General features: G+C 36.5%; 22 protein-coding genes. 13 read left to right on the top strand and 9 right to left on the bottom strand.

Annotated features, from left to right (window positions below):
• Positions 1 to 78 precede the first annotated feature (78 nt).
• The 7 genes from rpoN to thrC all read left to right on the top strand — a co-directional run bounded on the left by rpoN (position 79) and on the right by thrC (position 6,134).
• On the top strand, positions 79 to 1,536 hold the full coding sequence (rpoN, locus tag LDB17_RS06220) for an RNA polymerase factor sigma-54 (protein WP_135105371.1): 1,458 nt from the start codon (positions 79 to 81) through the stop codon (positions 1,534 to 1,536).
• Entirely contained in the window at positions 1,533 to 2,264 is a 732-nt protein-coding gene (locus tag LDB17_RS06215) for a hypothetical protein (RefSeq protein WP_252637826.1), read from the top strand. The genes rpoN and LDB17_RS06215 overlap by 4 nt, the downstream gene beginning before the upstream one ends.
• Before the next feature lie 25 nt (positions 2,265 to 2,289).
• Complete coding sequence (gene gcvH, locus LDB17_RS06210) at positions 2,290 to 2,670, top strand: glycine cleavage system protein GcvH (RefSeq protein ID WP_252637827.1); 381 nt, start codon at positions 2,290 to 2,292, stop codon at positions 2,668 to 2,670.
• A 7-nt stretch (positions 2,671 to 2,677) separates the two neighbouring features.
• On the top strand, positions 2,678 to 3,184 hold the full coding sequence (gene purE, locus LDB17_RS06205) for a 5-(carboxyamino)imidazole ribonucleotide mutase (protein WP_006841632.1): 507 nt from the start codon (positions 2,678 to 2,680) through the stop codon (positions 3,182 to 3,184).
• A 166-nt stretch (positions 3,185 to 3,350) separates the two neighbouring features.
• The gene (locus LDB17_RS06200; protein WP_006841631.1) at positions 3,351 to 3,956 is read left to right on the top strand and encodes an SIS domain-containing protein; all 606 of its coding nucleotides are present in this window, start codon (positions 3,351 to 3,353) and stop codon (positions 3,954 to 3,956) included.
• Between the two features lie 147 nt (positions 3,957 to 4,103).
• Positions 4,104 to 4,640, top strand: a complete 537-nt coding sequence (locus LDB17_RS06195; protein WP_252637828.1) for a DUF4251 domain-containing protein — start codon at positions 4,104 to 4,106, stop codon at positions 4,638 to 4,640.
• A 195-nt stretch (positions 4,641 to 4,835) separates the two neighbouring features.
• Positions 4,836 to 6,134, top strand: a complete 1,299-nt coding sequence (thrC, locus tag LDB17_RS06190) for a threonine synthase (RefSeq protein WP_252637829.1) — start codon at positions 4,836 to 4,838, stop codon at positions 6,132 to 6,134.
• Between the two features lie 55 nt (positions 6,135 to 6,189).
• Here the strand turns inward: thrC and LDB17_RS06185 are convergent, their stop codons facing one another.
• From LDB17_RS06185 to LDB17_RS06155, 7 genes are all read right to left on the bottom strand, one after another.
• Positions 6,190 to 6,849, bottom strand: a complete 660-nt coding sequence (locus LDB17_RS06185) for a porin family protein (RefSeq protein WP_252637830.1) — start codon at positions 6,847 to 6,849, stop codon at positions 6,190 to 6,192.
• A 143-nt stretch (positions 6,850 to 6,992) separates the two neighbouring features.
• Positions 6,993 to 7,526, bottom strand: a complete 534-nt coding sequence (locus LDB17_RS06180; protein WP_289781691.1) for a hypothetical protein — start codon at positions 7,524 to 7,526, stop codon at positions 6,993 to 6,995.
• 131 nt (positions 7,527 to 7,657) lie between these two features.
• Positions 7,658 to 8,425 carry an acetylglutamate kinase gene (gene argB / locus LDB17_RS06175; protein ID WP_252637832.1) on the bottom strand — a complete coding sequence of 256 codons (768 nt, stop codon included), beginning with the start codon at positions 8,423 to 8,425 and terminating at the stop codon, positions 7,658 to 7,660.
• Positions 8,426 to 8,653: 228 nt separating this feature from the next.
• Positions 8,654 to 8,923: a 30S ribosomal protein S15 gene (rpsO, locus tag LDB17_RS06170; RefSeq protein ID WP_006841625.1), complete on the bottom strand. Its 270-nt coding sequence runs from the start codon at positions 8,921 to 8,923 to the stop codon at positions 8,654 to 8,656.
• A 99-nt stretch (positions 8,924 to 9,022) separates the two neighbouring features.
• Entirely contained in the window at positions 9,023 to 10,189 is a 1,167-nt protein-coding gene (locus LDB17_RS06165) for an RHS repeat domain-containing protein (protein ID WP_252637833.1), read from the bottom strand.
• 268 nt (positions 10,190 to 10,457) lie between these two features.
• Positions 10,458 to 10,835 carry a DUF3127 domain-containing protein gene (locus LDB17_RS06160; protein WP_252637834.1) on the bottom strand — a complete coding sequence of 126 codons (378 nt, stop codon included), beginning with the start codon at positions 10,833 to 10,835 and terminating at the stop codon, positions 10,458 to 10,460.
• Between the two features lie 63 nt (positions 10,836 to 10,898).
• Complete coding sequence (locus LDB17_RS06155) at positions 10,899 to 12,029, bottom strand: AI-2E family transporter (RefSeq protein WP_252637835.1); 1,131 nt, start codon at positions 12,027 to 12,029, stop codon at positions 10,899 to 10,901.
• An 83-nt stretch (positions 12,030 to 12,112) separates the two neighbouring features.
• Here LDB17_RS06155 and dacB point away from each other — a divergent pair, with 83 nt between their 5' ends.
• On the top strand, positions 12,113 to 13,558 hold the full coding sequence (dacB, locus tag LDB17_RS06150) for a D-alanyl-D-alanine carboxypeptidase/D-alanyl-D-alanine-endopeptidase (protein WP_252637836.1): 1,446 nt from the start codon (positions 12,113 to 12,115) through the stop codon (positions 13,556 to 13,558).
• Here dacB and LDB17_RS06145 read toward each other — a convergent pair.
• Complete coding sequence (locus LDB17_RS06145) at positions 13,547 to 14,428, bottom strand: DMT family transporter (protein ID WP_252637837.1); 882 nt, start codon at positions 14,426 to 14,428, stop codon at positions 13,547 to 13,549. The two genes, dacB and LDB17_RS06145, sit on opposite strands and share 12 nt — an antisense overlap.
• A 264-nt stretch (positions 14,429 to 14,692) precedes the next feature.
• On the opposite strand from LDB17_RS06145, the gene LDB17_RS06140 reads away from it, so the two are divergent.
• The 5 genes from LDB17_RS06140 to LDB17_RS06120 all read left to right on the top strand — a co-directional run bounded on the left by LDB17_RS06140 (position 14,693) and on the right by LDB17_RS06120 (position 20,768).
• Positions 14,693 to 15,433 carry a copper homeostasis protein CutC gene (locus LDB17_RS06140; RefSeq protein ID WP_252637838.1) on the top strand — a complete coding sequence of 247 codons (741 nt, stop codon included), beginning with the start codon at positions 14,693 to 14,695 and terminating at the stop codon, positions 15,431 to 15,433.
• Positions 15,434 to 15,536: 103 nt separating this feature from the next.
• Complete coding sequence (mnmG, locus tag LDB17_RS06135) at positions 15,537 to 17,411, top strand: tRNA uridine-5-carboxymethylaminomethyl(34) synthesis enzyme MnmG (protein ID WP_252637839.1); 1,875 nt, start codon at positions 15,537 to 15,539, stop codon at positions 17,409 to 17,411.
• 78 nt (positions 17,412 to 17,489) lie between these two features.
• A complete protein-coding gene (locus LDB17_RS06130) occupies positions 17,490 to 18,041 on the top strand; it encodes an adenine phosphoribosyltransferase (RefSeq protein ID WP_135105355.1) in 552 nt (183 codons plus the stop codon).
• Positions 18,042 to 18,179: 138 nt separating this feature from the next.
• Positions 18,180 to 19,988: an excinuclease ABC subunit UvrC gene (gene uvrC / locus LDB17_RS06125; RefSeq protein WP_252637840.1), complete on the top strand. Its 1,809-nt coding sequence runs from the start codon at positions 18,180 to 18,182 to the stop codon at positions 19,986 to 19,988.
• A 180-nt stretch (positions 19,989 to 20,168) separates the two neighbouring features.
• Positions 20,169 to 20,768 (top strand): HdeD family acid-resistance protein, encoded by a 600-nt coding sequence (locus tag LDB17_RS06120; RefSeq protein WP_252637841.1) that lies wholly within the window; start codon positions 20,169 to 20,171, stop codon positions 20,766 to 20,768.
• Positions 20,769 to 20,849: 81 nt separating this feature from the next.
• On the opposite strand, the gene LDB17_RS06115 is transcribed toward LDB17_RS06120, so the two are convergent.
• A complete protein-coding gene (locus tag LDB17_RS06115) occupies positions 20,850 to 21,605 on the bottom strand; it encodes an SDR family oxidoreductase (RefSeq protein WP_252637842.1) in 756 nt (251 codons plus the stop codon).
• Positions 21,606 to 21,759: the final 154 nt, after the last annotated feature.

Below are 21,759 nucleotides of genomic sequence, written 5' to 3'. Positions count from 1 at the left end.
CTATTAAAACAAAGATAATAATAAAAACAATATTACATTATCGATAGTTTTCTAACTAATAAGAATTCAGTAGTATTTATGGCTCTAAAACAACAATTACAGCTCAAACAACAGCAGAAGCTTTCGCCTATGCAGATGCAGGTTATAAAACTAACCGAATTGCCTGTACTTGAATTGGAAGAACGAATAAAACAGGAGCTCGAAGAAAATCCGGCTTTGGAAGAAGGGCTCGAACCCAACGATAACTCCGAATATGACGATGAATATGGTTCGGAGGACGATACAAATATCTCGCAGGAAGACCTCACGCTAGGCGACTACATGAACGAAGACGAAATACCTGATTACCAACTTCGCGACAACAACAGACAAGGAGTAGGAAAACAAGAAGAAATTCCGTTTTCAGTAGCAGCATCTTTACATGAGTACCTTATCGAACAACTCGGCGAATGTGAATTGAACGATGAAAACCAAAAGGTAGCAGAATATATTATCGGCAACATTGACGAAAGCGGCTATCTCGACCGATCTTTATCGGCAATCTCAGATGACCTCATTTTTCAGCAAAATATAGATATCCCCGTTTCAAGGCTGGAGGAGATACTTAAAGTGATTCAAGACTTTGAACCTGCCGGAATTGCTGCACGCAACCTGCAAGAATGTTTACTGCTACAGCTAGGAAGAAAAGAAAAATCAGAGATTGTAGATTATGCAATAAATATCATAACCAACCTTTTCGATGAATTTACCAAAAGGCATTATGATAAGATAATCAGACAACTGAATATAGACGAAGAGATACTCAAAGAAGTGATTCAGGAAATCACAACTCTAAACCCCAAGCCGGGAAATAATTGGGGCGATTCGTTATCTATTACTCTCAGCACGATTGTACCCGATTTTACGATAGACTCGTATGGAGGTGAACTATTTCTGAGTTTGAATAACCGAAATATACCCGATCTGAGAGTCAGCCGCGAATATTCTGAACTTTTTAAAGGTTTTTCGGACAACAAAGAGAGTATGTCTCTCGACAGTAAGAATACAGTATTGTTTGTAAAGCAAAAGCTAGACTCAGCCCGTTGGTTTATCGATGCCATCAAACAGCGGCAAGATACTCTACAACGGACTATGCAAGCAATAATGGATATGCAATATGACTTCTTCCTTACGGGAGACGAATCACAGCTAAAACCCATGATACTAAAAGATGTTGCGCAGCGAACCGGCTATGACATATCTACAATCTCTCGGGTTAGTAATAGCAAGTACGTGCAAACAAGTTTTGGAATATACCCGTTAAAGTATTTCTTTTCGGAGTCTATGCAAACCGACACAGGAGAGGAAATCTCTTCCCGTGAGGTAAAAGCAATTCTAAAGGAATGCATCGAAAATGAGGACAAAAAGAAACCTTTGACAGACGATAAGCTATCAGAAATATTAAACGAACGAGGATACATCATAGCACGCCGTACTGTAGCAAAATATAGGGAACAGATGAATCTGCCTGTCGCCCGACTAAGAAAAGAAATATGAAAGAAGAAAAGGAGTACACGTTAATTGAAGAAAATAACCATATAGAGCAGAGAGCATCTATTATATACAGTCCACCACAAGAGAAAGAGCCTATTTTACCACAAATAATTTCGTTTGTGCTAAATCCTGTTTTCATGGTTATATACAGTGTGGCTATTATCTTTTTATCTACTGATTTTACATTCCTTTTTGCCAATCAGTTTATAAGATTCATGACTCCTGTAATCTTTTTCTCGTGCATTATTCCGGTTTCGGGTATTTACTTCCTGCGATTGACACATGTTATCAAGGATTATCATCTGGACAACAGGAGCGAGTGGATTTTACCTCTCAGTGTATTCTTCCTCTCTTATGCCCTTTTGTTCTATTATTTCTTCTCTGCCAAATTGTATATCTGGTTCCTTGCCGTTATCCTTACTCCTTTAATATTGCTGGTTATATATGCTATTATTTCACGATTTTGGAAGATAAGCGCGTATATGATGGCTATAGGAGGAATGATTGGTTGCATCTTGTCAGTTTGCTACAATATAAAAGGACTCAACCTACCTGTTTTATTCATGATTTTGTTTATCTTAGCAGGGTGTTTAGGGGTATCGCGTCTGATGCTCAACAGAAGTACTCCGGCACAGGTATATGTGGGTTTTCTGATCGGATCGGTTGTTTCCTATCTGTGGGTATATATCGGCACATACTGGAGTTTGATTTTGTTTCTGAGAAACTTATAATATATAAACTAAAAATAAAAGAATTATGAACTTTCCTGAGAATTTGAAGTATTCCAAAGACCACGAATGGATAAAAGTAGAAGGCGACACTGCCCTTGTAGGTATCACCGAATTTGCTCAGAGTGAGTTGGGCGAAATCGTATATGTTGATGTAACCAGCGAAGGTGAAACTATAGAACAAAACGGTGTATTCGGAAGTGTAGAAGCTGTGAAAACAGTATCAGACCTTTTGATGCCTGTATCCGGAGAAGTTTTGGAGGTAAATGCTGAATTGGAAGAAAAACCCGAACTAATAAATGAAGATCCATACGGAAAAGGATGGATTATTAAAATAGCGGTAAGCGATGCTTCTGAATTAGAAACCTTGCTTCCTGCTTCTGATTACAAAAACCTAATTGGTAAATAATTAAAAAATGAAACCTGTTATAAGTATAATTATGGGAAGTACATCAGACCTTCCCGTAATGGAAAAAGCAGCAAAGTTTTTTGACGAGATGGAAGTTCCATTCGAAATCAACGCTTTGTCTGCACACCGTACTCCCGAACGTGTAGAAGCTTTCGCTAAGGGAGCAAAAGAGAGAGGTATAAAAGTAATTATCGCTGCTGCCGGTATGGCTGCCCATTTACCCGGAGTGATTGCATCTATGACACCGATTCCCGTAATCGGAGTTCCTATCGATGCTTCGCTAGATGGTATGGATGCGTTGCTGGCTATCGTACAAATGCCTCCGGGAATACCGGTTGCTACTGTAGGTATAAATGGCTCATTAAATGCGGGAATCCTTGCATTGCAGATGATTGCGACAGGCGACGAAGCCTTGTACAATAAGCTGGTTGCTTACAAAGAAAATCTGAAAGGAAAAATTGAAAAGGCAAACGAAGACTTGTCAAAAATTCAGTTTAAATTCAAGACAAACTAAGAGACTCCTTTCTTGGATTCTTTCCGGTAAGTAAAAACATAGAGAAGAAAGCATGGATATTATCCATGCTTTCTTATTTTAAATTGTAAAATTAGGCTTATTATCAGCCAGAGCACTTATTGTAAAAAGTCGGGATAATATTGTATCTTTGGCAAAAAAAATTTAAATGGATACAAACGAAATACGCTCTATTTTAGAACATGAGTCTTCTGCCATATTGAATATTCCTATCAGCGATGCATATAGCAGAGCCATAGACCTTATTGTAGAACAAGTTAATCAGAAAAAAGGCAAGCTTGTGACAAGCGGCATGGGTAAGGCCGGACAGATAGCGCAGAACATTGCCACAACATTCAGCTCTACCGGAACACCGGCTGTATTTCTACATCCGAGCGAGGCTCAACATGGAGATTTAGGTATCCTACAAGAAAATGATATTGTATTAGCTATCTCCAACTCGGGGAAGACAAGAGAAATAATTGAGCTTATTACATTGGCAAAAGATCTGATTCCGGGCATAAAATTTATTGTCATAACCAGTGATTCGGAAAGTCTACTTGCTCAGAAGGCAGACGTATTTATTCACACAGGACGTCCTGAGGAGGTCTGCACACTAGGTTTAACGCCAACTACCTCAACGACAGTAATGACCGTTATAGGAGATATCCTTGTAGTGGGAACCATGAAAAGAATAGGGTTTACGAAGGTTGACTATGCAAAACGTCATCACGGCGGGTATTTAGGCCAGAAGTCGAGAGAAGACTGCAAATAAAAATCGACAGAAATAAACAGACCATTGTATATTAATAAATTAGGGAATAATCCTTCATTCATATAGATTGGGAATGATTATTTCAAAAACACAAAACTTAATTTTATTCTATAGCGTTATATAATTATTATAATATAAGTAAACACTATGAGTAAAATTGTATTTATCTTAGTTACAAGCTTGTTGTTTTTCACAGGGTGTAAAACACAGAAGGATCCTGCACAGAAGGCCGTGGCTGATGCTGAAAGAGCTTATTGGGGAGAAAAAGCAATCCAGGCATTAAATGAGAGGAAATTTGTATTAGAGGCAGACAGAATTGACTTTAAATATGGAAATTTTGCCTATGTATCATCTAGTACTAATTTCATTTCCATGAATGGAGATAAAGCAACTATTCAAATGGCATTTAACTCTCCTTATGCGGGTCCAAATGGGATAGGTGGAATTACAGTAGACGGAAACGCGTCGAACGTAAAGATGGAAACGGATAAGAAAGGAGTTGTTACATTCAGCATGATGGTGCAGGGCATAGGAGTGTCAGCGAATGTCTTCATCAGAATATATAAAGGAGACAATAAATGCGATGCGGTTGTAACCCCTAATTTCAACAGTAATAGAATAAGTTTCCGCGGAAGCCTTTATCAGGAAGAAGATTCGAATGTATTTAAGGGACGTGCCTTATAAGACAGGTTCGAGCTATTCTATACTAACCCTTTTAAGAAAGTAGATAAAGAAAGAATAAGAAGAAGCAGTGATTAGTCACTGCTTTTTTTATCAATACAAATTAACCTATTTATAGTCCTTTTACAAATAAAAAAATCTTTTAATTGATTCTTTCCTTTCATTTTATTACTTTCGCCTTTCATTAACCTGATGAATATGAAATATTACAGCACAAATAAACTTGCTCCTGATGTCAGTTTACAGGAAGCGGTAGTAAAAGGTTTGGCCCCCGATAAAGGGCTCTATATGCCTGAAAAAATAAAAGTATTGCCACAATCTTTTTACGATAATATTGGCAATATGAGCTTTCAGGAAATAGCATATACCGTGGCTAATGCTTTTTTTGGCGAAGAGATAGAGGCCGAAACGTTGAAAGAAATAGTATATGACACGCTAAGCTTCGATACGCCTGTTGTACATGTAAATGATAATATCTACAGCCTTGAACTATTTCATGGCCCTACCCTCGCCTTTAAAGATGTAGGAGGTCGATTTATGGCTCGCCTGCTAGGATATTTTATCAAAAAGCAAGGACAAAAGGATGTAAAAGTTCTTGTTGCCACATCGGGAGATACGGGCAGTGCGGTTGCAAACGGATTTTTAGGAGTTGACGGAATACATGTGTATGTGCTATACCCGAAAGGAAAAGTAAGTTCGATACAAGAATGTCAGTTTACAACACTGGGACAAAACATAACAGCCATTGAGGTAGATGGCACTTTCGATGACTGTCAGGCTCTGGTTAAAACAGCTTTTTTAGACGAAGAATTAAATAAAAAGCTAAATCTTACATCTGCTAATTCGATCAATGTTGCTCGCTTTCTTCCGCAAGCGTTTTATTACTTCAATGCTTACGCTCAACTAAAGAAACAAGGAAAGGCCGAAAATATCGTTTTTTGCGTCCCTAGCGGCAATTTTGGCAATATTACGGCAGGACTTATCTCCAAACGCATGGGATTGCCTGTAAAGCGATTTATTGCAGCCAATAACAGCAATGATATTTTCTATGAATATCTACAAACAGGAAAGTACAATCCTCGCCCATCTGTACAGACTATCGCAAATGCAATGGATGTAGGTGATCCCAGTAACTTTGTACGTGTACTTGATCTTTACGAACATTCTTGGGACAAGATAAAAAAAGAAATTACCGGAGAATGGTATGATGATGATACAATCAGGAAAGTGCTGAAAGACACATACCAAAAAACAGGCTATCTACTCGATCCTCATGGGGCATGTGGATATTCAGCATTGGAAGATTCCCTAGAAGCAGACGAAACGGGCGTTTTTTTAGAAACGGCTCACCCTGCAAAGTTTCTGGAAACTGTAGAAGCCATTATAGAGAAATCGGTTGCCATACCCGAAAAACTGCAAGTCTTTATGAAAGGTGAAAAGAAAAGCATCAGTATGGGAAAAACATTTGAAGAGTTTAAAGAATATCTATTGAAATAAAAAGAATAAGCCCGATTTTATCGGGCTTATTTGTGTATATAATGGGTATACTTTATTAGAACTTATATCCAAGAGAAATACCTACATTCATATTTTTTACTGATACGCTGCTAGCATCAATTTGACCAAATCCCGGAAAATCCACTATTCCAAAATCAGCAATATTTACTAGACCAAAATCACAATTAACCCCTGCATTAAACTGACCAAACTCAGCACCAACACCAAATCCTAATCCGAAATCAAATCTTTTCATTTTTAGACCTGCAGCTTCTGCCTCATCGCTAAAAACGCCTGCACTCTCTTCTAATCCTCCCTCTTTCGCTTTCCATTTACCATCTGCAGCATAAGCTATATATGGCCCTGCATGAAAAACAATACGTGTATCATTTGCTACGGTCAGTTTATACCCTGCATGAACAGGTAATTGTATATACGACAAACTCATTTTTAGGTTAGTATCCTCTTCTACTTTTGCACCCTTTGATGTAAACTCCAAGCCGGTAAGTAAATAGAGATCGTTAGTTAAAGCGAAGTCCAGTGTTACCCCGGCATTAAATCCAATCTTTGCTTTTGCATCTTCAAAGTCTCCACTGACGTTAGAAATATTCATTCCAGCCTTTACTCCAAAAGTCAAAGGTTTGTCTTGGGCACTTACTCCGATAGTAAGCAAAATCGCAGCAACAATCAAGGTAGTTCTAGCAATCATTTTCATACGTTAATTTAGTTAAGTTTGTAAATTAAATAAGATCAAAACAAATATACTCTTTTTTAATATACCCTGCTATTGTAACAAAAACAAAAGTCTCACATAATGTGAGACTTTTATTTTATCCTCATTATTGATTAATCTAATATTTAGAATAGGAATTTAACACCAACTTGTAAATCACCGACTTTCCTGTCTGTCAAAGAATTGAATGGATTTGCTCCTATATTCCAATCTGTAGATCCATCAGAATCAATAACATTAAGGCCAAAAATTGAAAATGATGTTTCGAATGTCAACCAAGATGTCACTACAATATCGATACCTGGAGAAACTTGCAAACCATAACTGTTTACACCATCAGAAAACATCAATGGGGCGGCAACTTGTCCAAACAGATAAACGGGACCTGTTATATTCCAATATTTACGAACCAATGGCTTTGCAACAAAAGCATCACTTGTTTCTCCATCTTCTTTTACACTTAGGTAGCCGGCTCCTATACCAACAGCTACACTAGGAGAAACAAAGGTTCCAATAACAGGTAGAATCATTGTTGATTTAACATCATTAACATCTGAATAAGAGATTTCTCCACCCGCAAACCAAGTACCTTTAAGCCCTTGCGCACTAACACTCACACTGAATACTGCTAAAACGGCGACTAGTAATAATTTTTTCATAGTAATGAAAGTTTAAAAATGACTAAATAATTTAACTCTATTTTAGTTTGATATAGTATTACAGATGTAAATATAATTAATTTTTCTTAAAAAAAGAATATTCTATAAAAAAATATCTGTCTTACTGAATATTAGCAAATTCGTGTACCCGCATATTCTCCAAATTCGGATGCACTTGTAATAATCACTTCTTTCACTCCTTTTTCTATCGCCTGAAAGGCATTTTCTAATTTTGGAATCATTCCTCCTTGTACAATCCCATCTTTAACCAATTGCTCGAACATAGTTTTATTTATGTCAGGAATTACACTCTCATCATCATTCTCATTCATGAGTACACCCTTTTTTTCGAAGCAATAAATAAGGGTTACATCAAACTTAAGAGCTAAAGCCTTCGCTGTTTCTCCGGCTATGGTATCAGCATTGGTATTTAGCATATTTCCTTCTTTATCGTGAGTTAGCGGGGCTAGAATAGGTACTATTCCTTGTTGGATAAGGGAAGACAACGTTTCAGTATTTACCTCCTTCACATCACCAACAAAGCCATAATCGACCTCTTTCACCGGTCGTTTTTCCGATCGTATGATGTTCATATCAGCACCGGTAAGGCCTAAGGCATTTACTCCTAGAGCTTGCAGCCCGGCAACAATATTTTTATTTACAAGGCCTCCGTATACCATTGTTACAATCTCTAATGTATCTCGATCAGTTACACGCCTTCCATTTACCATGCGGCTCTCTATACCTAGTTTCTCTGCTAGTTTGGTAGCAGAACGCCCTCCCCCATGCACTAGTACTTTGTAACCTTCTATTTGGGAAAAATCCTTCAATAACTGGCGTAAAGATTGTTCTTCTTCTACAATCTTACCTCCAACTTTTATAATCGTAAGCTTATCCATTTCAATTAAATAATTTATGCTGTTCAAACTTCATTTGATAAAAAGGTGACAAAAGTGACACTTTTTACCGCTTATTTTAGGTGTTACTTTTTCTACCAATTACAGAACGTATTACAATATTAGATATTTTTTCATCAAAACAATAAAGAAACTTGGTCTCAGAGCACACAAAAATAAAAAGAGATTGAATCGGATGAAACAATCTCTTTAAAATTTCGCTGGAAAGAATTACTTTCTGATACCTAGTTCTTTGATTATCGCACGATATCTTTCGATATCATTTGCAGTAAGATAATCAAGTAAACGACGACGTTTACCTACAAGGCGTTTAAGTGATCTTTCTGTGTTATAGTCCTTCTTATTTGACTTCAAGTGTTCAGTCAAATGCGAAATACGGTATGAAAACAATGCTATCTGAGCCTCAGGTGAGCCAGTATCAGTGTTAGACTTTCCGTACTTAGCGAAGAGTTCTTGCTTTTTAGCTGAATCTAAATACATAGTAATTATTTAATTGTTTATAAACGAGGTGCAAAGATATGATTTATTTTTTGACAGACAAAGAATTAGAAAACCTTTTTTAAGATCAAAACATTTGATTTATTGCAATGTTACCAATCCGAATGTTATATTTATTTCTAAATAGGTAGCAATGTCTATACCATTTTTCTTAGCTGGTATACATTTCTTAGGAATTACAGGTAAAATATCAGTTAAATGATCCGCACTAAGACCCTCTACCTTAACATCAGAAATAATTCCTTTGTCCGATACAATCATGCTTACCTTCACCTTACCTCTACCTACAGATCGAACGGCTCTGGATAGCTTTATATTTTTTGTCAAAAAATCCACAATAGGTAATTCTCCATCAGAATGCCATGCCGGAATATCGACTTCCTTCATAGAATAAATACGTTTACGGTCTTCGGAATCCAATGTATCTCCCGAATAAGTCCCATCATGATAATATATACGTCGATGAGTAAATAGAACATCACCTCCGCCTAAACGCTTACAATCAATCCAATTATCATTGTCGTCGTATTTATATTTATACAGATCAATTATGAAAGAAGTATCTCCTTGATTAGATGAAAGGTATTTAGTAAACTTTCTCTCAATATCTCTTTTATCATTATAATCTATCAGCGTACTTACATATACCTCCGAAGTCGATTGATTATTCTTCCTTATTCTTTTTTCTACAAGTCGGCCTTCACCATTATAATCATAAATTGTAGATACACTATCCTCCAAATTTTCAGATTTTATTATTTGCCCCTGTGAATTATAACGCAAATTTAACTTATCATTTCCATAGCCAGTAACCACATCATACTCATATAAAGCGTTTTTTAATTTCCCGTTTTTATAATCATACTTGTGAGTTAATTCCTTTAAAGGTTTTTGATAAGTTATTTCTTGTTCGAGTTGTCCTTTATTTGAATATATGTAGGTCCTACTAAAAAGAGAATCTACCTTGATAGCCCTTATTTTCCCTTTTTCGTCAAAATCATATATTATCTTAGACAACCTTGTCTTATTATCCTTCGCATATTGTTCTTCTATCAATTTCTTTATCTTTCCCCGCACACCAAGTTTCCCCCAATCCGTCTGAACGTTCTGTATCAACCCTATAAAGAAAATCATGTTAGGATCTTCCTTTAAGCAATCTATTTCCGCAGGAGGAGTAAAGTTTATTTGCTCTTGTCCATAAATAGGATTAAAAAAGGTCAGTAAAAGTGCTATCAGTATTTTCTTCATATCAGGTAAGAATAAACTTTGTTTGTTATAGATCAATCATATACGCTGTCTGGCAAAAATACAAATAAGAAGGAAAAGAAGAGAGTTAAATATTCTACATATGACTTTATATTACCTTATTATTCCGCATTTATCTAATTGTCTATTCGTTAAGCTTTTAAAATTAGAATAAAATATGACTTTTATACACAAAAAATGTGTAAAAGTCTTATCCAAAACGGATAACAAGCTTTTACACACTTAAATTATATATATTATATATTTCTACTTAGAATGGCAGGTCGTCGCCATCGCCACCACTACTAAAATCTACAGGTGTAGAAGGAGCCGATTGTTGGGGTGCAGCACCGTATCCTGCTTGAGGGCCTTCGGGAGCTCCTGCTCCTGCCGGATCAATCTTCCATGCACGTAAGTCTGTATACCAGTTACCATTATATTCGCGGCTTTCTATATCGAACGATACATTAAGAATATTACCAACCTGTAAAACAGATTCGTTAATCTTGTCTCCCCAGAATGTAACACATACTTTTTTAGGGTACATACCGTCTGTTTCGAGTATTATACTCTGTTTTCTCCACTCGCCGTTCTTTCCCATACCTGTTTGTACAGGCATCACTTGAATCAATTTCGCTGTTAATTGCATTATAGTTAGTTTCTTTTATATTTTTCAAATTGGAGCATAAAAGTACAAAAAAATCCGCACCTATCAAGTTTCATTGGTAGGGATATTGTGCTTTGCATTCTCTTCTGCCTGTATCCTTTCTGCGGAAGCTATAAATTCTTTATAGTATGACAAAAGCAACGTTGTAAGAGGTATTGCGATAATCATTCCCACGATGCCGAGCAATGATCCCCACACCGAAAGTGAAAGAAGAATGATTGCAGGATTCAGCCCCATGGCTTTACCCATTATACGAGGCACAAGAAATAAATCCATGATACACTGAACTACAACATATACAAGTGCAACCAGTCCGAGCATTACCCAAAAGCTATCGTTGGTCTGTGAAGCTCGCAACCAGCAAAGCAATATTGCCGGAGGGAAGGTGATAACCTGCAAATATGGAATCATGTGCACAAGTCCTACAATAATACCGAACATAATAGCCAACGGCAATCCGATGAGCTGAAATCCCGTAGCATACAGAATAGCAAGAATCACACAGATAAAGGCCTGATGTCTGAAGTATTTATTCATGCTGGTCTCCACATCCAAAGTAATACGATTTACGACAGGACGATATTTTGGAGGAATAAGATATCTCCACAATTCGTTTATTTTATCATAATCGAGAAGAATAAATATTAAATACAAAAGGACGATAAAAACGACAGTAAGACCAACTAAGAAAGAAATCGTATTGGAGAATATCGCTTCAACAGCAGGGCTTAGGTATTGAACAATTTCTATCAGATTGTCTCTGGATAAACTATCTTGTATTTCTTTAAAATCTACATAACGCGAAAATATATCTGCAATACTCATAGGAATACCATCATGACTGATAGAAGACAAATCATAAGTAGCGATAAGACCATTTATTTGCCATATTTCATTCTCTATAAGCGGAACTAATATAAAACCTAATAGAGTAATAAACCCGGCAACGGAAAGAAGCGTTAGAACAACAGCCAGAGAGTGAGCCAATCTCAATTTCTTTTGATAGAATCGAACCAAAGGATTTAGCATATACGCCAATAGCCATGCAATAAGAAAGGGCAGCAAAACATCCTTCAAAATATACAGAAAATATAAAGCTCCCCCTATTGCAAGAACACTAATGAGCATACGGATGGTCCTGTCGAATGTAAAAGGTTTTTCAAAAGGCTGGTTCATAATCTGTTTAGCTTCTTAATTATTTTATTTATATATCTTTACAAAGATATTTATTTTTCTAATTTAATTTCAGCATTTTGCTCATGAAGAAGTTGAAAATACAGTATTTATTAATATTCTTTGTTCTAGGATATTACACTTTGTCAGCACAAACAAGAGAACAAAGTTTACAACAATTTTTAAATAACAAAGGTTTAAAACACGCCTCTGTTGGAATTTGCGTAAAAGATTTTTCGGGAAAAGAAATAATATCAAACGATGCGAATAAAGCTTATACTCCGGCATCGATACTCAAAGTAGTAACTACAGCCAGCGCACTCGAAGTATTTGGACCTGACTATAGATATAAAACAACATTGGCAAAGGATAAAAACAATAAAAAGAACCTGTTGATTCATGGATATGGAGATCCTACTTTAGGAACAGAATTTCTGGATAATACCCCTTCCATATTTCTTTTTCAGTGGATAGAAAAAATAAAAGAAAACTTTCATTCCAACGACAAAATCGATATTACCGTTATAGATGACTACTTTGGATATGACGGAATTTCGGAGCAATGGATTTATCAGGATATCGGAAATTATTATGCTTCAGGGTCATACGGAATAAGTATCTTCGACAATACCTATAAGCTTTACTTCAATACGCTAAATGCAGACACCTGCCCTCTGATTGTAAAAACCGAACCGGAAATAAACATCGACTTCGAAAATAGGCTCAAGCTAAACAATAATGATGCAGATAACGGATACATACATGGGTCTCCCATGTCAAATAAAAGGCGCCTAACGGGAGATATCCCCGCAGGAAAGGCATCATTCAGCATAAAGGGAGATATCCCGAATCCGGGGCTTTATTTAGGTCAGACAATAAGTAAGCTATTGCAAGAAAACAAATATCAAGTCGGCACGGTGAATACTACCTATGAACAATATTTTAGTCAGAAGTATCAGAAAGAAAAGAAATATTTCGATGAGAAGGTATTCTATACCCACCTTTCATTCCCGATGAAAGATATTATAAAGGATACCAATGTAAGAAGTAATAACCACTATGCCGAGTACTTGATACGCACAATAGGACGAGATAAAAACAACGACATTTATAATTCGGCTCTCGATGCAGGAATAGAAAGAGTAAACGACCTGTGGAAAAGCAGAGGATTAGACTCGGAAGCACTAATAATGTACGATGGAAGCGGATTATCTCCTGCTAATGCAGTAAGCCCCAAGTTTATGTGTGACCTTCTCGTTTATATGCAGACAAAAAGCAAATATGCTGATGCCTTCTTAGAATCTCTACCAAAAGCAGGAAAAGACGGTACAGTAAGAAATCGATTGAAAGGCACCCGATTAGAAGGAAAAATATCGATGAAAAGCGGGAGTATCGGAGGAGTGCAATGCTTTGCAGGTTATTACATGAACGGGGACGAAAAGTATGCATTTACAATTATGGTAAATAAATTTACGGGATCACGTAGCGAGATAGTAAAAGCAATAGATACCCTTTTATTATCAATCTTCTAAGGCTTTCTCTTTACTTGTGACTATTACCAACGTAACAGCACCTATCACAAGAGCCAAGCCGAAGAAGCTGTTCCATCCGAATGGTTCGCCAAAATGTAATATGCCGACTAAAGTAGCCACTACAGGCTCCATCGATCCCAAAATAGATGCAATGGTAGATCCGGCATACTTAACAGCCGAAACCAAGGCTAGTCCTGAAAGAACGGTCGCAAATAAGGACAATCCTATCAGATTGAACCACGACATGGCATTCGGAACTATTTCTATGCCTGTGGTAAAATATGAAAATACAGAGAAAATAAATGCACCGAAAAGCATTACATAAAAAGTAAACACCTCCGGATCAAGACTTTTAATACTATTCCTGTTTAAGCTGACAATATAAGCAGAGTATGTAAAAACAGTCATTAATACAGACAAAAGCCCCCTGGTATTAATAAATCCTGTATCGCTCCAACACAACAAAGCAACTCCAACCAAAGCCAAGAGGGCTGCAAACAACAAGTTACGAGATAATTTCTCTTTATAAAATATGATCATCATGCACGCAACTACCACAGGATAAAGGAAATGGATAGTAGTTGCAACTCCGCTGGAGATAAAATTATAAGAGTAAATTAAACCCATCGATGTCATCGTATAAAGCAACCCCAAGAATAACAGCTGAGTAGCCAATTTAGGAGAGATTCTAAAATTCCTTTTCCGAATAAGACATACAATACCCAGAAAAGCTGCGGCCAACAAACTACGATAAAACAATATAGAAGGAATATGCATCCCTGATTTCAATAAGGGAATAGAGAAAAATGCTATCAGCCCGAAAGTTCCGGATGATATCAACGCCAATGCAATTCCTTTTGATTTACTCATTATATTTTCAGTGCGAAAGTAAGCAAAGTTAATATTTCATTTTCATTGTTATCATATTTTCAATATCGCCACGCAACAAACACAGATAACATTCTGATTATATTATAATTACAATAATAAAATCAAAAAATTATAATAATTAAGACAATTAAGCATCGCATAACCAAAGCATCTGAATATTTGTTCAAATAATAAATTATTCTTTATATTTGGAACTTCTAAAACAAAAAAACAGAATAATTAATTAATAATAAGCAAGTTATAATGAAAATAGTAGCCGAAGTTTGTGCAAATTCAGCACAATCAGCAATCGAAGCTCAAAAGGGAGGAGCTGTTCGGGTAGAATTATGTGATAATCTCGAAGAAGGGGGAACAACCCCTGCCCTTTCGCAAATAGAATTCACACGAAAAAATTTGAATATACAGGTGAATGTAATCATACGTCCACGCGGAGGTGATTTTTTATATAATGATCTCGAATTTGAAATGATGAAAAGAGACATCCATCATTGCGGTTTAGCGAAATGTAACGGGGTCGTTTTTGGTATTTTAAATCCTGATGGAACAATAGACAAAGTAAGAAATAAGGAACTGGTTGAGATTGCTCACCAATATGGCATGAGTACTACTTTCCATAGAGCATTTGACAGATGCTCTGATTTGAATAAATCTCTCGAAGATATTATCGAACTGAGATGCGATAGAATACTTACCTCCGGCGGAATGAAAACAGCCCCTGAAGGAAAAGATATTTTAAGGCAATTAATAGAACAAGCAAATAACCGCATCATCATTATGCCGGGTGGAGGCATTACAGAAAATAACATTTCAGATCTTGCAAAGGCTACAGGCTTGAAAGAGTTTCACGGTTCTTTCAGAAGCCGGTATACAGGAAAAATGCAATACCAATCTCCCGTCTTCGACAACTTCAATGAAGAGTATTCGATATTGCTATCGGACGCCGAAAAAATAAAATTAGCAATAGAAAATGCCAACAAAGCATAAAGAATATTGTTAATTTATATTGTACTGTAAACTAGCACATAAAAAAGAAAACAAAAAGTGCTAACTTTGCAGTGCAAATAATTATTATCCCCTTTTAAATAAGATGAATTTCAAATATGATATAATTGTCGTTGGGGCAGGTCATGCAGGCTGCGAAGCAGCCGCTGCGGCAGCCAATATGGGCTCGAAGACTTTGCTCATAACAATGGACATGAATAAGATTGCCCAGATGAGCTGTAACCCCGCAGTAGGGGGAATAGCAAAAGGACAAATCGTTCGAGAGATCGATGCGCTTGGTGGGCAAATGGGCATCGTTACAGACAAGACAGCAATACAGTTTCGCATGCTTAATAAGTCGAAAGGGCCGGCAATGTGGAGCCCGAGAGCTCAGAGTGACAGAGCCAGATTTATTATGAAGTGGAGAGAGATTATTGAAAACACCGATAATCTTTTTATTTGGCAAGACACTGTAACCTCATTGATTATTCAAGACAAAACAATAACCGGAGTAAAAACAGCGATGGGTGTTGAATTTTCAGCCAAAGCCGTAGTTCTTACCAACGGAACTTTCTTGAATGGGTTAATGCATATTGGTAAAACACAACTCGGCGGAGGACGTGTTTCTGAACCCGCTTCATTCGGAATCACCGAACAATTGAGGAATTTTGGGTTCACTACCGACAGGATGAAAACAGGAACCCCAGCCCGTATAGACGGAAGAAGCGTTGACTTTAGCCTGATGGAAGAGCAAAAAGGAGATGATGACTTTCACAAGTTCTCATACCTTGACTATGCGCCACGCACACTGAAACAACTTAGCTGCTGGATAACGTATACAAACGATGATACCCATGCCACATTACGCGATGGATTGGATGATTCGCCACTATACAACGGGCAGATAAAAAGCATCGGGCCACGATACTGTCCAAGTATAGAAACAAAGATAGTTACTTTCGAAGAGAAAACATCTCACCAACTATTTCTCGAACCGGAAGGTGAAAGCACACAAGAATACTACTTAAATGGGTTCTCATCTTCTCTCCCACTCCACACTCAAATTGAGGCTTTACAGAAAATACCGGCATTCAGAAATATACATATATATAGACCCGGATATGCAATAGAGTACGACTTCTTCGACCCTACTCAATTAAAACATACGTTGGAAACGAAGCTCGTTAAAAACCTGTTTTTTGCCGGTCAAATCAATGGGACTACTGGTTACGAAGAAGCGGGAGGACAAGGATTAATAGCAGGAATAAATGCGCATATCAATACCCATGGCGGAAACGAATTTGTCTTAAAAAGAGACGAAGCATATATAGGCGTACTGATAGATGACCTTGTAACAAAAGGCGTAGACGAACCTTATAGGATGTTTACATCAAGGGCAGAGTATAGAATTCTTCTTCGTCAAGACGATGCTGATGTACGTCTAACAGAAAAAGGATACAACATAGGGTTGGCAAAACAAGAAAGAATTGCTTTATTAAATGAGAAAAAAGAAGAGGTTCAAAAGATAATAAACTTCGCTGCTAATTATTCCCTCAAGCCGGAATATATCAACGAAGGATTATCCAACCTCGGAACCAACCCTCTTAAGCAAGGCATGAAGCTAAAAGATGTAATCACACGCCCACAAATTACAATAAAAAGCATCGCAGAATACATCCCTGCCTTCAAAGCAGAACTTGATAAAATCCCGAACAGAAAGGAAGAAATAATAGAAGCAGCGGAGATCATAATAAAATATGATGGCTATATAAAACGTGAACAAACGATAGCAGAAAAGATAACACGACTGGAAAACATTCGAATCAAAGACAAGTTTGACTACGAAAACATCTCTTCCCTATCAACAGAAGCACGACAAAAATTATCAAAAATAAACCCAGAAACAATTGCTCAAGCAAGCAGAATCCCCGGCGTTTCACCCAACGACATATCTATTCTTCTTGTGCTACTAGGCAGATAAATGAACATGTTTCACGTGGAACGTATGCTAAAATAAAAATTGTTCCACGTGAAACACGACTAATATTAAACAAAAAAAATGGACAAAAAAGAAAAGGAAGAAAAGCTTTTAACTCTCCGAGAAACGGTAAGAAACATACCAGACTTCCCGATACCCGGAATTCAATTCAAGGACGTCACTCCATTATTTAAAACAAAAGAATCTCTATCAAATCTTACAGAAGTTCTTTTAGACGAATACAAGAATAAAGGAATAACAAAAGTTGTTGGTATAGAATCGAGAGGATTTATCATGGGGCCAATTATGGCCTTAGAACTTGGGGCCGGTTTCGTCCCAATTCGCAAACCCGGAAAATTACCAGCAGAAGTATTCGAACAGGAATATGAAAAAGAATATGGAGTAGATAAAATTCAAATACATAAAGACTCTCTATCAAAAGACGACGTGGTGTTGATCCATGATGACCTATTAGCTACAGGAGGGACAATGTATGCTGCGTACAAATTAGTAAAGGACATGGGAGTGAAAAAAATATATGTCAACTTTATCATTGAACTGGATGCACTAGAAGGCAGAAAGCTATTTCCTGCAGAGATTGATATTAATTCTTTGATTCATTACGAGATTTAAATTCTACAAAAAATTTAGGAGGAGGGGAGAAAAAAGAATTCTTCCCTTTCTTTTTGATTATAAATAGATATTCATTTGTAGTATAGAAAACAAATGAATAATTTCACGTAAAATACAATAAGTAAAGAAAAGAGCACGATGATTAATGATTATTTAAAAAATATCATTAGAAATATCCCCCAGAAGCCTGGTTGTTATCAATATTATGACGACAAGGGAGTAATCATATATGTAGGGAAGGCAAAAAATCTAAAAAAACGAGTTTCTTCATATTTTACAAAAAACCATGAGGACAGTCCGAAGACAAGAATACTGGTCAGTAAAATAAAAGATATCAAATATATCATTGTTGAATCGGAAGAAGACACTCTCCTACTCGAAAATAGCCTGATCAAAGAATTTCAGCCACGATACAACGTAATGCTGAAAGATGACAAATCATATCCGTCTATTGTTATTAGAAATGAATATTTTCCTAGGATAGAAATAACAAGAAAGATACTGAAAGATGGCTCTAAATATTTCGGACCATACTCTAATGTACTGAGTGTAAAGACTCTCCTAGAGTTAATCCACAAATTGTATCCTATCCGTACATGCTCATTAAATCTTACGCCGGAGAAAATTGCAGAAGGAAAATATAAAGTCTGTCTAGAGTATCATATAAAAAGATGCAAAGGTCCTTGCGTTGGTTTACAGGATTCTGAAGAATATATTAAAAATGTAAATGCTATTCAGGAAATCTTAAAAGGAAACACCAACCTTGTAAGCGAATCTATCTATTCAGAAATGCAGGCACTAGCCGAGAAGCAAGAATTTGAAGAAGCGAACAAACTAAAAGAAAAATTTATATTAATTGAGAATTTCAAAAATAAATCAACCGTAGTAAGTTCAATCAAATATAACATTGATGTATTTAGTTATGACGAAGATGCAGATGCAGGATATATAAATTATTTGAATGTGTATAATGGTGCTGTTATACAGGCATATACATTTGAATATAGAAAACGGATAGAAGAAGAAAAAGAAGAATTGCTTGCTTTGGGAATTATTGAAGTAAGAAAAAGATTTGGCTCTACAGCGAAAGAAATTGTTGTGCCATTTCTCCCCGACCTGAAATTAGATGGTGTAGAAATTAACATACCTCAACGAGGCGATAAGAAAAAACTATTGCTTCTTTCAACTCAGAACGTAAGGCAATACAAACTAGACAAATTAAAAAGAGCAGAAAGTCTAAATCCCGAACAAAGGGGTACTCGCATCCTGAAAGAAATGCAAAAAGACCTGAACCTCAAAGACTTGCCATCACACATTGAATGTTTCGACAACTCTAACATACAGGGAACCAACCCCGTATCGGCATGTGTTGTCTTCAAAATGGGAAAACCTTCAAAAAAAGACTATCGCCACTTCAATGTTAAAACAGTAATTGGGCCTGACGATTTTTCAACAATGCGAGAAGTTGTATATCGGAGATACCACAGACTTATAGAAGAGGGAAGTCCCCTACCCCAACTTATTGTTATCGACGGAGGCAAAGGTCAGCTAAGTGCAGCTTGTGAATCGTTAAAAGAACTTGGTATTTATGGCAAAGTAGCCATTGTCGGGATAGCGAAAAGGCTTGAAGAGATATACTACCCGGAAGACTCTATCCCACTCTATCTGGATAAAAACAGTGAATCTTTGAAAATTATACAACACCTTAGAGATGAAGCACATAGGTTTGGAATTACTTTTCACCGCAACCAAAGAAGTAAGGGACAGGTAAAATCTGAATTAGATAATATTAAAGGCATTGGTGAAGAGACTAAGCGGCTTCTACTGAAAGAATTCAAAAGTGTAAAAAGAATAAAATCAGCGTCTAACGAGGAAATCGAAAAAGTAGTAGGTAAACACAAAGCTACATTAATTGAGAAATATTTTACTGAAGAAAAAGAGTCATAAATCTAAATATCTGTACAATAAAACTTTACACTTGCAAGAAAGAATAAAATAAATTATACCTAAAAAGATTCGCTTTAAAATAGCGTATAATCATTCATCACATTTAACTTTCTCGAAACTAAATAAGTTCGTAGACGTTATAATATTATAACACATAAACTAATTAAAAATAACGTACACATGAGAAATGATTTATTTTATTCTGTAAAACAAGCCGTCAAATACTGGTGGGTTTCATTGTTAATCGGACTACTAGCTATAATGCTGGGAATTTGGTGCTTAACATCTCCGTGGACTACAATTACAGCATTATCAATTGTATTTTCTGTAACTTTCTTCGTAAGTGGTGTTTTCGAAATAATATTTGCTGTGTCAAATAGAAATACACTCAAGAGCTGGGGGTGGACTTTAGTCAGTGGTATTATAGACTTATTATTCGGTATTATTCTTATATCAATGTCTCCTGCAGTAATCGCAATCGTACTCTCATATTTTGTTGGATTCTGGGTAATGTTCCAGTCTATCTGGGGAATAGGAGGAGCTGTAGAACTACGGAGAAATGGAGCTAAAGGCTGGGGATGGCTGCTTACATTAGCTGTTTTGGGTGTGATTCTGTCATTTATTTTCATAATGAGTCCTGTTCTAACATCAGGATTTATAGTAGCGCTCATTAGTATTTCGTTCATCTCTTATGGTTTCTTTAGAATATACCTTGGAATGAGATTAAAATCTCTTCATAAGGAAATGGAAAATATTGAAAAAGAAATACATAACGAGTAAGTAGAATGGGATAACATTTAATTTTTTGGAACAAAAGATTTAGAGGTGTCTACTTTTAAGACACCTCTAATCATATATAGATTATATCCTAACCTCCGGAAAACCGCCATCGACAGATATTTCTGCTCCCTGTATGAAAGAAGCATCATCAGAGGCAAGGAATGTTACCACTTTAGCAATTTCAGAAGGCTGTGCAAACCTCTTTAGTGCAACTTGAGGTAACACATACTCTACAATGGTATCTATCTGATTTTTAGAAAGATTAGATCGATCGAAATAATTTGTACTTACCGGCCCCGGACTTACTGCATTTACACGGATATTCCTCGAAGATAATTCTGCCGCAAATGTCTTCACAAAGGATAAAATAGCTGATTTGGCAGCAGAATAAACAGAAGAGTTCTGCATTCCCATCTTTGTCACGTTCGAAGAATTCAATATTATGGAGCTCCCCTCTCCCATCAATGGCAATACTTGTTGTACTGTAAACAAAGTTCCTTTTACCAAGACATTAAACATCTCATCGAAATGTTCTTCTGTGACTGCCTCAATAGGCGCATATTTCCCAAAACCTGCATTTACATAGAGGATATCTATCCGAGGCGAAATGGATCTAATATTTTCATTAATAGCCAATAAATCAGACATATTCCCGCCATCTGAAACAAAACCTACAGCCTTATTTCCTAATTCAGACACTGTTTTATCTACTGTCTCTTGATAGCGTCCTGTAAAAATGACTTTTGCTCCGTTCTCAATAAAATCGATAGCTGTCGCCTTACCTATACCGCTTGTAGCTCCTGTTATAAGGGCTACCTTTCCTTCTAGCTTTTTCATATTTGTTCTATTTAATTAAACAGTACAAATATATTCTGTCATAGAGTCGCCTAAAATCCATTTCTTGCTATTATAGAGGAAAAGTAATTCCACTAAAAGCGAACAAATTCAGCAAGAAATGGATTTTAGGCGACTCTATGACAGAATATATTTG

It is taken from the genome of Dysgonomonas sp. Shenzhen-Wh21, assembly GCF_043392705.1.
Classification (GTDB): domain Bacteria; phylum Bacteroidota; class Bacteroidia; order Bacteroidales; family Dysgonomonadaceae; genus Dysgonomonas.
This window is presented reverse-complemented; position numbering and strand designations above follow the sequence as displayed.